This window comes from Myroides odoratus (genome assembly GCF_965118575.1).
GTDB classification, from domain to species: domain Bacteria; phylum Bacteroidota; class Bacteroidia; order Flavobacteriales; family Flavobacteriaceae; genus Flavobacterium; species Flavobacterium odoratum_B.
In genome coordinates this window covers 57,065-70,370 of the sequence record NZ_CBCPHW010000017.1, presented here as the reverse complement: position 1 = coordinate 70,370, position 13,306 = coordinate 57,065, and the positions used below count along the sequence as shown (strand labels likewise).

At 35.9% G+C, this 13,306-nt stretch carries 7 protein-coding genes; 1 reads left to right on the top strand and 6 read right to left on the bottom strand.

Annotated elements, in window-relative coordinates; genetic code table 11:
* The first annotated feature begins 91 nt into the window (after positions 1 to 91).
* A complete protein-coding gene (locus ACMHJ2_RS14025) occupies positions 92 to 340 on the top strand; it encodes an XRE family transcriptional regulator (protein ID WP_413513490.1) in 249 nt (82 codons plus the stop codon).
* Between the two features lie 96 nt (positions 341 to 436).
* Here the strand turns inward: ACMHJ2_RS14025 and ACMHJ2_RS14020 are convergent, their stop codons facing one another.
* The 6 genes from ACMHJ2_RS14020 to ACMHJ2_RS13995 are packed head-to-tail and all read right to left on the bottom strand — an operon-like array spanning position 437 to position 13,094.
* A complete protein-coding gene (locus ACMHJ2_RS14020) occupies positions 437 to 1,078 on the bottom strand; it encodes a hypothetical protein (protein ID WP_413513489.1) in 642 nt (213 codons plus the stop codon).
* A gap of 1 nt (position 1,079) precedes the next feature.
* The gene (locus ACMHJ2_RS14015) at positions 1,080 to 4,853 is read right to left on the bottom strand and encodes a DUF6443 domain-containing protein (protein ID WP_413513488.1); all 3,774 of its coding nucleotides are present in this window, start codon (positions 4,851 to 4,853) and stop codon (positions 1,080 to 1,082) included.
* A 10-nt stretch (positions 4,854 to 4,863) separates the two neighbouring features.
* On the bottom strand, positions 4,864 to 8,169 hold the full coding sequence (locus tag ACMHJ2_RS14010; protein ID WP_413513487.1) for an RHS repeat domain-containing protein: 3,306 nt from the start codon (positions 8,167 to 8,169) through the stop codon (positions 4,864 to 4,866).
* 2 nt (positions 8,170 to 8,171) lie between these two features.
* Positions 8,172 to 9,725, bottom strand: coding sequence for a T9SS type A sorting domain-containing protein (locus tag ACMHJ2_RS14005; protein ID WP_413513486.1), 1,554 nt, complete (start codon positions 9,723 to 9,725; stop codon positions 8,172 to 8,174).
* Between the two features lie 4 nt (positions 9,726 to 9,729).
* The gene (locus ACMHJ2_RS14000; protein ID WP_413513485.1) at positions 9,730 to 9,957 is read right to left on the bottom strand and encodes an RHS repeat domain-containing protein; all 228 of its coding nucleotides are present in this window, start codon (positions 9,955 to 9,957) and stop codon (positions 9,730 to 9,732) included.
* A 14-nt stretch (positions 9,958 to 9,971) separates the two neighbouring features.
* Positions 9,972 to 13,094, bottom strand: coding sequence for a hypothetical protein (locus ACMHJ2_RS13995; protein ID WP_413513484.1), 3,123 nt, complete (start codon positions 13,092 to 13,094; stop codon positions 9,972 to 9,974).
* Positions 13,095 to 13,306: the final 212 nt, after the last annotated feature.

The window sequence follows — 13,306 nt, the reverse complement described above, 5'->3', positions numbered from 1 at the left end:
CTTTATTTTCAAAGACCAACTGTCCATATAAAAATAAGGTTTTATTACATAAAAAAAACCTTATTCAAGGGGAGTTAGCGAAAGAAGTGGGGTGATTGTCATAACCATCGGAAGATATAAACACAACGAGATTAAACCTTCTATCGAGATTACTACAGTGCTCGCTGAAGCTTTACAGATTTCTTTAGATTACCTTGTAGGAGTTACAGATATACTCCTTGACAAGAATATTGTTAACAGAGTACTCGATATACAAAGATTAAACGAAGAAGATAAAAAACACGTCTTTGCACTGCTAGACGCTTTTATCAAACAAAGAAAATTGAAAGCTATTTTATAAAACACACCCCAAGAAAACTAACGTTTAGGGTGTGTTTTTTTATTCTTTCATATCGGCGTAAGCAAAATATTTTCGCCAACATAATCTAAATAAATTTTATAGATTTATGTTATTCACCACAGGTAAAGGGGGTTTTTCTTCATATAATTCATATTGTAAATTCTTCGCCCATTTTACTTGGATTATGCGATCTTCTTTCAAATACTCATTAGCCTGATTGGTTGGATCTAAATGATTTAAATCCTCACTATTGAGATATAAAATTACAATAGATTGATCAAATGCCTTTTTAATCTGTTTAAATAAATAAGCTGTATCTTGGCTATAATCATGTCCCTTGCGATTAAAAAAAGAAGGAGGAATATTAAAATAATCCCCTTCATTATCCCACAAACCAATCTCTGTTGTAAACGACAATGTTTCATCTTTTTTTACTTCTTCTGTACCATATCCTCCAGAAAATAGAACCGTACCATTCGTTAAATTCATAAAGATTAATCTTGAATTTTTAATCTCTGAATATTTCCCTGAAAATCTAAAATCTATATCTCCAAATGTAGAATTTGTAAAATCTACTTCTAACTCAATACTCGGAGACGGTCTCCCTTCATGATGATTAATCGTATCTAAAAACACTTTTGTAATAGTAACTTCTACTACTTTTTGTCTTTTTGCTTTATTTACAGTACAACTAAGAAAAAGGAACACACTAAGTATAAAAATGCTATTCTTTATCATTCTAATTACCCTTACTATTATTAATCATTTGTTTTCTAAATTCGCCTGTTGTATACTTAAACAAAGGATTTTTCACTAATTCTGGATAAATTCTATAATGCTGATCCCCTTTACCCCATAATGTTCCCGGAATATTCATTTTTCCATGATAATAACTTTCATGAATAAATGTAATAGCAATATTGCCTGGAGTATTTAAGAGTTTTTTAGCATTATAATTAAAAACTATTTCCTCTGAACGTTCTCCTGTTTTAGAATTATAATACAGATTGTTATTTTGAGCTCTTGTTTTTTCATCCAAGCCTACATTCGATATCATATTTATTGCCCCTTTACCTCCTGAATACAAACTTATCATTCCATTATTTAAAGTAGGTGTTATATCTTCGCCATAAACTTCACAATAAGCTCTCTTTGATATAAAATCAACTGCTTTAAAAAACAACATTCGATCTTCTTTAGTTTCTTTAAAATCTGTCGTTTCTCTGCTATTATTCTTAGCTGTACTATGCTCTATAGGTTTATAATTATTTTGTTTAGACAGTTCTAAATATTTTTCTTTATCCATAAAAAGCGCTGGTCCCTCCCAAAATCCCTTCGAATCGGATCCTAAATAATCACCCGTTTTATCATCAAAAATAGGACTGGCACTCATCCCCGTAGGATCCACCAAATTAATCGGGTTGTTGTGTACATAATGATACGGATTCCATCCCGGAAAGTCCTCCGCCAACGGGTCCACATTCATCCATCTACCAAGTGCGGCATCGTAATTTCTTGCCCCATAATCGTATACATTGAAGCCTAGCTCCTCTTGTAACTCCTTGGCATTGTATTGGTACTTATAGTTAGCCGCAATCGTATTGTTCTTCTCATTGTATCCTTTATGTGTTAATCCAAAAGGATAATAATTGTTTTCTTCAATGATTTCACCAACGTCAATTTTGTCGTTTTTATTCGTATCGGAATAACTCAAGCGAACATTGCCTAGATGATCACTGTATTGATATACATAGCCATTGGTTTCTGCATTGAAATACCCCTCTGCCGTGGGAAAGAAACTCAAAACGCCTTTGACGTATTGAAAACCATCCAAGTAATCCGTTACTACCGTGGTACTCCCTTGGGTTACTTTCTTCTGAACCTTCTCTCCAATTGCTGTATAAAGGTAATTAATTTTTCCACCTGCAAAGACAACTTCTGTCGGTAAATTCAAATGGTTGTACTTCATTGCCGTTACTCCTTTGTTGCGATCGACCTTTAAATTGCCAAAGGTATCGTAATCGTAGTGTTTAGCAGTGGTACTCCCTTGTTTGAATCCATCGGTATTATTGGATACATCTACCACTTTTTGCAGTATGTTTCCATCATACGTATAAGTCAAAATATCCAAATCCAACGCAATTCCATTGGCAACCCCCTGTCCTTTGCGGTTTAAGGTCAAAATATTTCCGTTGCTATCATAGGTTAGCTGCTCATCGTAAATACCTACCACGGGGGCAATACCACCTGGCTCTTGGTAAACGCCCGTTTTTAAGCGATCTATCGCGTCATAACCATAACTATAACGACGCAAGACGTTGTCATTTGCCGTTTTCCAGCTTTGTTCAGCGATATTGCCGTTGTATAGTTTTTTGATTCCAGTCACCCCTTCACTATCGAGTTGGTTGTAATTGAGCTTCATTGCAAATAACGACTTCTTACCAAAATCGCCTGCTTCTAAATCATGAGGAGCATTTACCTCGCTCAACCAACCTCTGATGTTGTAAGTGTAATTGATTTCTTGCAAAAAGGAGGTGCGAAGCGGTGCTTTTACATCTAATATAGACCCATCAATAACTAAATTATTTTGTTGGATATTTCTTGGTTCTTGAACTGATAGCGTAAATTCTAGTTTTCCCCCTACTCTTTTTTGCTTCACGCGCCCGAGTTCATCGTAAACATTCTGAAAAACAACCACTTGATCCAAATTATCAATCTTATGAGTTTGATACAGCAAGCGTTCTGCTTTATCATAAGCAAAAGTTTGGGTAATGGTTTTAGGGTCTACCCCATTCTTGTATTTGTGATTGGTTACGGTTTTAGTTGCTAAGCCTCGGAAGTTATACTTGGTATCTACTTGGGTATAGCCACCTAAAATATTGGTTTTATAGCTTCGCAGTACGCGATCTTTGTAATCATACACCTGATAACTCAACGTTCCTTGTGCTTCGGTAGCCGTTGTAATCACACGAATCCACGATCCCGTTGGGAGTCCTTTTACCTTGATACTCACTTCTTGTCCTTCAATTGCTGCAAAACTCGTAGGAGCTCCTGTAAAGGTGTAATCATCGTAATAGTTTACTCCTAAAACCTTTACTCCTGTTTTGGGAAAAACCACATTGGTATAGGGAACTGAAACTTGATCGATAGTCGTTGCTGTGGCGCGTTTCTCGTGATAATCCACCCCAGCATCAACAGTTGTTTGAAAGGTAGCTCGACCCGCTTCTGTTGTAGGGGTACCGGCATAATAACCTGTATATACCACGCGCCCCAAAGCGTCGCATTTACTAAACATCCACCCTTTGGCTCCATCTCCAAACGGACTATACACAGGTCCTTGGGCCAATAAACGATCGGCTTTATCATAAACCATATACTCCCACTCCTTTCCGGGTAGCTTTTTGGCAACCAAGCGATTTTTTTGGTCGTATTTGTATTGATAACACAACTTATCTAAAGTGGTTGCATCTGTTTTTCCTCCAGCTAATGGGGGTAAAACATAGGTTAGGTTATTGTATTGGTCATACACATAATAGGTAAATATGTGATTGCCTAAATAAGAAGTAAGCGGCGGTCTTGTTGGACCAACTATAACATTGGATCCCGCTTGATTTACATTTTCCGAAAGATTAGTTCCGATTGTATGGCCTATCTCTTCTCCATTTTCCATGATTTCACTCAAGCTTTTGTCTGCTAATTCAGTGGATACTCCCTCGGAAGAAGAAGGCATAGGGAACTTTGGCCCTCCAATAGATACTTCCAAATCCAAAACTTGAACCGTAACCAAAACTTGATTCTCTTGATTGGTAAGACGACTTGAACGGTTGCCATTTTCATCTTTAGTCGTGGTTACATATAGTGTATTGCCAAGATGGTACCCCTCATCAACCAAACGAATATCATAACTTTTTAAACTCGCATTCCAAGTCGCAACGGCTTTAAATTTCTTTGCGTAATTAGCTGTATTAAAACCATAGGTATAGGTAACATTCTGAGCACCATTTGTTGTAATTTTCCAATCCTCCCCTGGGGAACCTTGTTTTAAAACGCGTTTTAAAGGCGATTTCTCCAATTCACTTTCACTATATGGATTGGTGGTTTGCTCGTATTTGGCTGTATTGTAAAAGGCTTCGGTTTGGCTTTTTGCGTTGAACAAATAAGGCATTTTATTTGCATCTGATAAAGGACTTTGATCTTGTCCTGTATCGGGATTGTAATTGTAGACAAAGGGCAAATATTCCTTGACTTGTCCGATATTTAATTCATATTCAATATGCTTGATAATATTCTTATTTTTAGGCCCTATGCCCACAGCAATTTCTTGTTTAGGACGTCCTAATCCATCATAATAAACAACGGTTTCTAACTGAGGACGACCTAAAGCTGGAATTAAATTTGTACTAGTTGCATATTGGGGTTTGGTTGTTTTGATATAGTTCTCTGTTTGCGTCTGGGCTACAACAGCAATAGTTCCTATCCAAAATACCGTTAGTATGGCTATAATTTGTTTCATATCCCTCCGTTTAGTTATTTTTGTAATTGTACTCATAGGATTCTAAAATATTTCCTTGATCGTCTTTAATCGCTTTCAATCGATTCGAAGCATCGTATTCATAATTAACACTAGTGCCTTTAGCATCTGTAATTTTTGTAATACCAATTAAAGGCTGGTGTTCATAAGTAGTAATAAATGCTTCTTTCAAAGTAGCATTGGTTCTCAAATTATTGATTCGAGACAATTGGGTTTCATTCACAGTAACTAAGTTGGCTACGGTAACACCCAAAGCACGGGCTACTTGTTCTTTAGAAGCATTTTCAATTTTAGCAAGTAATACACTTTGATTATAGCCATAGAGGTAAACCGTCTTTACTCCTTGACTTTCTATCTCGAAACTATTTCCATTGGCTAAACGGCTTAAAACTTTTTGATTGCTCTCAGGATTATTAGCTCCCTTAGTCACCTTGATTTCTTCAATATCAAAAAGGTTATTTCCCCAATCTTTATATATATTCTCTAGAGTTTGTATTGGCTCACCATTTTTTAAAACTGCTGTTTTTAGTAGGGTTCCTTTGCCACTATTATATAAGGGTGTATTGATACTCGGATACGTATAGTGTTCTGTGAATTCCTCTGCATTAACCAAACTTGTTTTAACGGTTGGCAACATAATATTAGCATTGTTATAACCATATTTTACCGTTCGTGTCATCAATCCTGTTGCTGTTTTTTCTGTACTGATTTCTTCCTTTTTCTTTATCCAAGTACTATTTATCGGAATTAAGGTATAACGATAATAATAATTAGGAACCAATTGAATACTTCCCGTCATAGTCAGATTGCGATTCAATAGAACAACATCATAGGAAATTCCAGTGCCAAAACAATAATCCTTCGATTGTGTAACAAAAGAATTGTCATTTTCGTAAATATGACGCAACGACAGAATTAACTCTTCTTTTTCATTGTACATCGCCTGACTCTTTAAATAGCCTTTTTCATAATCGCGATTGATTTCTAAACTACTTCCCTTTTCAAAATCGTAAAAAGGTTCACTGGATACGATGGAATTAACCGCGGTATTTACTGTTCCTCTATACTGATAATAGGTTCTCCCTTTGCCTTTTACTACTTCATGGATGTAAGGGAAATAGTATTCCTTCACATTATTCATAGGCGCACTACTCCTTACAATGGCATAGCAATTTCTTTTCTTGAGTGCTTGTCCAACATCACTTCCTGAGGAAGTTTCTACATTTTCTTTTTCTATTTTGGAAATACCAGCCAAAATAGGCGCTACATAATTCACTTCGACTACATCCTTAGCTGCGCTTAGGTCACTTCTATACTGATATTCAACTTCTTTTTCTAATACCCCTGAATGGTCATAACTGTGATACGCTTGTAAATAAATAGGGCCAATCGCTTTTTTTAGGGTTATAGTGTCATAAACCTTTCTATTAATACGAACACCAGCTCTGCCTGCACATTCACCATGTCTAGTAAACGAAGCTGTCACTATATCACCTACTGGCCTTATAGGTCCATACGTCAATGATTTAGCTGTTAATAAACCTGTTTTATGATATGTCCAAGAGGGAGCAACCGTATAACCGCCTTCTACTGAAATAGTTGCATGTCCATTAGACCTAGTTGGGGAAAGTTGATCAAGACCAGATTCTGTGGATAGCTTGCCATTGTCACAACCATTCAGGGCAATAAGATAAAGGGTATCCGTTTCTTTATTATATCCCAACTCCCTTAAACTAATTCGTTTGGTTCTTGTAAAGACATCTTCTTCGTTAGCATTTATAGAAACTAACGAACCAATAGTTACTTCTCTTTCAACAATTTGTTTTTGAGTATGTATAATTTGATTGTAACTAAAATCCGTATACCCTTGAGTTGGGTAAGTAATTCGCTTCAAGGTAAAAGCACGGGCTTCAGCCAAACGACCTACTTCTCGATTGGCGCCAGCAAAACTAAAACTACTTTCTCCCTTTTGGAAACTAACCGCTGGCAACAAAGTTCGATTACTTAAATTGCCATTATAAAACCCCCAAATATCTTGTGCAAAAGAATCCCTTGAAGGAAGTTTGGTATCCTCATAATAGTCAAAACGGTGTGTAGAGGTTTGATTCTGGGTAATTGCATTTAATTTTAGTCGGTATTTTTCTGGTTTATCTTCATTGGTGTCCTGACTTACAAAATAAGTATAGTCTAAAACAAAAGATTCGATTGTTTTATTTTGAAATAACACTTCTATTTTTCGTATGGCGCTTGAACTAGTGCCAATGTCTTTTCTGTAGGGTTGCCCGTCAATCTCCAATCCAGCTTCTTCCGAACCTCTAAAAACCACACGGACATCTCCATATTTAATTTGCTGAATACGCATATTTAAATTATTGCCATACACTTTGGAAGTGACATTTTCGGGCCATGAATTTCTATCACAAGTGAGTCTACCAATAGTGGTAGGAGTCGTCGTTCCTGCTTTTAGGTTATTGTAATTCACATTGTAATCATACGAAACCTGATGGTGTCGCATAAAACCTCCACCTCGATCTGAAGTCGCATAGGTAAATTCTATTTTTTCTTTATTGCGCAAGGTAATTTCTTCTAAAACATAGAAAACAGAAAGCTTCGGTGCTTGATAAATGGAAGATGGACTATACGAAATTAGGTTTTGGTGCTTGACAAATTTATAGGTATTGCCCTCTACATCTAAAATGCTAATTACATCGCCATTGTTTACTACTTTTATTGTTAAATCAGTTCTGGGAATTCCCTGTATTCCGCCTTTACTATCGATGATAAATTTACCTGAATGTCCTAAAAAACTATAGTGATAGGTAGGGGTTTTACTGCTTACTGTTCCGCGCTTTACTATTTCTAGATAGCTAAAGACATTCATGCTTGCCATATTGGTATTGGTAACTTCTTGGTTGCTATAGTTAATCAAATCGCTTTTAATATTGGCTCCAATATCATAATTCAAATCTCCTTCAACGGTAATCACACCAAACGTATCCAAAGCCCAACCTAATCCTACATTAGAGGCTACTTCCTCTACTTTTATCCCATTGGAAACATAGTTTAAGCGAATAGGAAAATTAAATCCTGTTTTCGTTTGTATCGTATAAATGGGAATACTGATATTTGGAGCTCCTTTCGTTTGGTTTAACGTATAATCCCCATACTCCTGTATTTTCATAACCTCAGGAGGTAACAATTCACTGTTTCGCAGTAGGGATTGATTCACCACTGACTGTTGTCCATAGAGTACAACACAAAACAAATACATCCAAATACTGCTAATTGCTTGTTTCATCCTTATCGTCTTACTACTTTAATACTACCACGCTCTGTATCGGTCTTCACCCAAATGATATAAGTACCACGGGATAAAGCAGATAAATCAACGGGTTCCGTTTGGTATTCAATTGGCTTACTGAACATTAATCGACCACTTAAATCAAACACTTCTAGTTTTCCTGTGGTATAGGCAAACCCCATCACAACGTTGGTAAAACCAGCAGTTGGGTTGGGAAAGGCTTCTATACTGATGCGAATAGGCTCTTCTGTTTCCTTGTCTTCTTTGGCTAATTTGACAATCCAAAAGTCATTGCCTCCTTTGTGGCTTTCTTTGGCTTTGCTTTTCTCACCATTCGAGGTTCCTGCAAAGACATAACCTCCATCGCGGGTTTGAATCACTTTGGTCAAGACATCGTTGCCTTTGCTGCTGATGACTTGCTCCCATTCTACTGTGCGATCGGCTTCGATGCGTGTACCTAAATATTCGAACTTTGTGTGCTTTTCAGTTACTTCAACACTGCTTCCCCCCAAGAAAAATTGCCCTTTTGCATCGACAAATCCATTGGACAACATATTGTAATCCCCATAGCTATAGGTGAATTCTTTTTCTTCTTTGCCTCGGTCATCCACTTGTATGAACCAATAGTCTAACTGGCTTTCTTGTTTGCTGGTTTTACTGCCTGATAAGTCGGAATTAGACATGCCAAACAGCACATACGCTCCTTCTTTGAGTTGTTGGATTTCTTTTAATTCATCTTCTTGCTGTCCGCCATAACTCCTCTGCCATTGTTCTTTACCAGAAGCATCTAACTTGATGAGCCAATAATCCATCCCGCCATAATTTTGTGCGGTTTTATTACCACTAGCCCCCGAATTGGATTTAGCGCCAATCAGCAAACCGCGATCGGCTGTTTCGATTAAGTCTACGCCTATATCTTTATACTCTCCGCCATAGGACTTTTGCCAGATAATGTTTCCTGTGGCATTTAAACGCAAAATCCAAAGATCCGTCCCACCATAATAAGGTTGGGTTTTATCCCCTGATACGATGGAGTTGCTATTGGCTAAAATGGCGTATTCCCCGCCTTTCAACGCCTTAACTTTAACGATCTCTTCCGTGCCAATTCCACCATAACTCTTCTGCCATTCCATTTGTTTAGCGGCATTGAGCTTGACAATCCACAAATCTTCCTTGCCTTTATTGGCTTCTGTTTTATCTCCCGATTGACCTGAAGTGGAAGTAATACCCAATAAAAAACCACCATCTGGGGTATGACAGACACTGTGTAAGTAATCATTGCCATCACCGCCTAAGCGGTATTGCCATTCTTGTGCACCATCTTCTTTCATTTTCCAAAGCCACGCATCGATATTCCCGCGACGCTCCGTTTTGATATCTCCCCCTGCATCGGAGAGTGAACTCCCCGCTAATAAAAAGCCATAATCTGCCGTGGGTAGTACATCAAATAAATATTCGGAATGTGCACTGCCCAGCGTTTGTTCCCATTTTACTTTTTGACTAAAACCAAGGGTAGATACAAACGTTGCTACTACTAGTAATTTTATCTTCATATCCTTATTGTTTATAGTTGTATTGATAAGATTCCAAAATATTGCCTTGCTCATCTTTAATCGCTTTCAATCGATTTGAGGTATCATATTCATAGGTAGAACTAACTCCTTTCGAATCTGTAATTTTTGTAACGCCTATTAACGGTTGATGTTCGTAAGTTGTAATCAAAGCCTCTTTCAAAGTAGCATTGGTTCTCAGGTTGTTGATTTGAGTCAATTTGGTTTCATTCACAGCTGCTAAATTGGCTACAGTAACGTAACGCCCAAAGCACTGGCTATTTGTTCTTTGGAAGCATTGGTTATTTTGGCAATCAGCAAACTGCGATTATAGCCGTAGAGATAGACTTCTTTAGTGCCGTGTTGCTCAATTTCCAGACTATTGCCACTGCTGTTATCTCGATAAATAATTTTTTGATTCACATAGGCATTAGAATCCCCTTTGCTTTCTTCTATCTGTTCTAAATCCATGAAATTATTGCCCCAATTTTTGTATTGGTACTTTTTTTGTTGGGTGGTTTCCGCATTCTTAAATTCTTGAAAATGAACTAGAGGAGCTATTCTATTTCTGTTTAACAAACTCGAGTACATTCCCTGATTGGTAGATTGATCTGCCACATACTCATAGCGAATATCCTTCTCTTCTGATTCTGTATATATTTTTTGAGCCTTTAGAAAACGATGTTTTGTAGAATACTCGTTTACGTATTTAGTTTGAATGGATTGACCTCCAACATAATCAATAACATCTGTTTGAAGAAGCTCATATTTCCCCCCTGTCAAATAATACCGCTTATAATACAGATTCTCAGGAGAACCAAGAAGTAAAAATCGATAATCAATCTCACCATCATAGTAATTTCTATAAAAGCGTATTAAGGGAATCATATAACCATCTGCATCATTCTTATAAAAATCTCTAGAATAAAATGGAGATAATAGCGTTCCAGGTGCAGGAGCAAAACTATTGCGCACATATAAATCAACAAAGGGAACTTTGGGTACTTTAAACACGTATGTGTGTTTTTCCTCCCTTTGTAACTGATAGTCATTTCCTCCTAAAGAAGCATAGTACTTGGTAGATAGTAATAAACCTCTTATCCATTCATTATTTATACTTAAGTAAAAAGGCCATTCAAAATAACCGCCGCCCTCATTTTTAAAAGTAGTATAGGCATAGTTAATTTTACCCCATTTTTCTTTGTCTGTACCCTCAATATACTCAACTACATTACTATACCCTAAGCCCGTATCTCTAAATGAACTCATAGGAGAATTATCCTCTAAACCAAAAGGTACATACAAATTTAAATGACCGATTGTTTTTAATTTTTGCCAATAGGGCAATGTTCCATACAATTTCCCACTATTTTTACCATCTTCTGTCAAATAAGAGAACTCCCTACTTTTTAGTAATAGGTTCTTTGAAAATGTCTCTATTTTTTTAATTCTCTTGCCTTCTCCAAAAATGAATATTCCTTCGGGACTCACAACCCCTTCTTTTTCTTTCCATTCAAAACTAACCCTACATGTTGCAAAATCTTTTACTCTATAACTACATCCATAAGGTCCTTCAATCCGAATCGTATATTCATGACCAGGTAATAAAGTACTTACAGAAGCCACATTTGTAAGATTAGGATATAAAAAAGTATCACCAGCACTAGGATATGGTTGAATTACCCTGCCCTTATATAGTATCTCAACCGTATAACTACAATCTATAGGGCCAAAATCTGCATGTTGAAATTTATTTAAAGCAAAATGAATCAGTATAGGTCCAACTGCATTCTGTGGTATTGTTATTTTTTTTTCTAACATCCCGTTTTCAATACATTTTCCTACTCGTCCCTCAGGAGTCAATTCATCACATCTCGCTTTAGGCAAAACCGAAATAGAACTACTTTTAATAACAACGCGATAGGCTTCATCTCCAGTTTTATTTTCAGGATCTTGCATTACTAAATTACCTTCATAAGTGAAATTTTCTATACTACCTGTCGGATATTCAATACTCGTGAGTAATCCAGCCCCATTAAAATTATTATTAACTCCCATATCTGTTTTATCACCAATTATAAGTGTAGTTTCATTTTTGGCGTCATTAAAAAATCCCCAAGCATCTTGAGAAGTCGAAAAACGATTGGGCAAGGGCAGACTATTATACTTTAATTTATAACTGTATTCCTTTTGTAATACCTTATCATTAAAATTCACTGCTGTTAGAAACATCCTATATTTGGATGATTCATCTAAATTGGGTAGTAATAAATATGTATTCTTGAGATTATCATTTTCCTTCTGATCATAATTGAAAGTGTATTGGCTAAGCAATGTATCTTTATAATTACTCATACTTATTGATTCTATACTCCTTCCTCCTGTCAAATCTTGACGAAATTCACTGTTGAGTTTTACCTCAATTGTACCTAATGGAAACGTTATTTTAGACAGAATAAAGCTTGCTTCTATTACTTTTGAATAATAGGTTTCATATTCATTACCTTGGCCTTCCAAAACTCTTTTATCATACTGTTTAGCATGATAATTTGCGTGTACAGGCTGATATTCATAGGATACAATTTCATTATAATAGGTTTCTATTTGAAGTAAATACCAACTATCATAATAAAAATCAGTAGATGTTCCAAGTGCCCTATAACGAATCTGTGGATTAAATCCCACAAAATTATTTAATCGTTTCGTACTCGCTTTTGGATTATCTAGAAAAGTTAGTACACCAAAATGATATTTATTCCCTTTCGTATCAGTAATTTCCCAACCAATAATCGTTTTAGAACTGTTGTATTTTGGCACTATTTTTATATCTGAGGCATTTTGTTGTAAAATCTTACCTGTTTTTTGGTCAAATAAAAATTCACCCGAAAAATCAGCAATAGAAAAAAGGAATCGATCGGGTATCAAATCTAAATCCTCATAGGAATTAAAAGCGCTATTCAGATTTCTAACATCAAAAAGCTCTTGGTTCAGCATATCTTTATAATAGGTATGCTTCAAATAGCCCATTCTTGAATCATCTGCCTTATCTCTTACTTGACGAGATACAATACCACCAAAATTCAAACTCCATCCTAATCCTACGCTAGAAGCTATTTCTGAAACTTTTATTCCTCTTGAATAGTAATGGAGATTTACGGGAATGTCTAATTCCTTTAAGTTAATAGTGTAAAGCGGAATTTCTAACTTCAACATTCCATTGGATAAATCAGCTGAAGTGTCGCTAAATTTAAATATTGCTGTTGCATCAATATTGGGAGCAATTACTTTTTCATTAAAAGAATTTGAATCTTGTTGGCTATATGCAATTCTAATTCCTACCAGGAAATAGAGGATTAAAAAAAAATTACGCATTAGTTAGGTGTATTTGATTTATCAAAAATAAGTTAATTATAGTTAATTAAACTATAATTAACTTATTTATCAAAAAATCAAAACAATAACACCCAATTATATTAAGTATAATTGTATAAAAATTTACATTATTAAATATTTTTAACAAATAACATTTCTATAGTATTAAAATAGGTATCTTTTATTCAAAAAAGACTTTTTCAGGTGTCCTC

Bases quoted from the DNA above. Each gene is read 5' to 3' on its own strand.
- ACMHJ2_RS14010 (WP_413513487.1), bottom strand. From the start codon at position 8,169: ATGAAACAAGCAATTAGCAGTATTTGGATGTATTTGTTTTGTGTTGTA.
- ACMHJ2_RS14005 (WP_413513486.1), bottom strand. From the start codon at position 9,725: ATGAAGATAAAATTACTAGTAGTAGCAACGTTTGTATCTACCCTTGGT.
- ACMHJ2_RS13995 (WP_413513484.1), bottom strand. From the start codon at position 13,094: ATGCGTAATTTTTTTTTAATCCTCTATTTCCTGGTAGGAATTAGAATT.
- ACMHJ2_RS14020 (WP_413513489.1), bottom strand. From the start codon at position 1,078: ATGATAAAGAATAGCATTTTTATACTTAGTGTGTTCCTTTTTCTTAGT.
- ACMHJ2_RS14015 (WP_413513488.1), bottom strand. From the start codon at position 4,853: ATGAAACAAATTATAGCCATACTAACGGTATTTTGGATAGGAACTATT.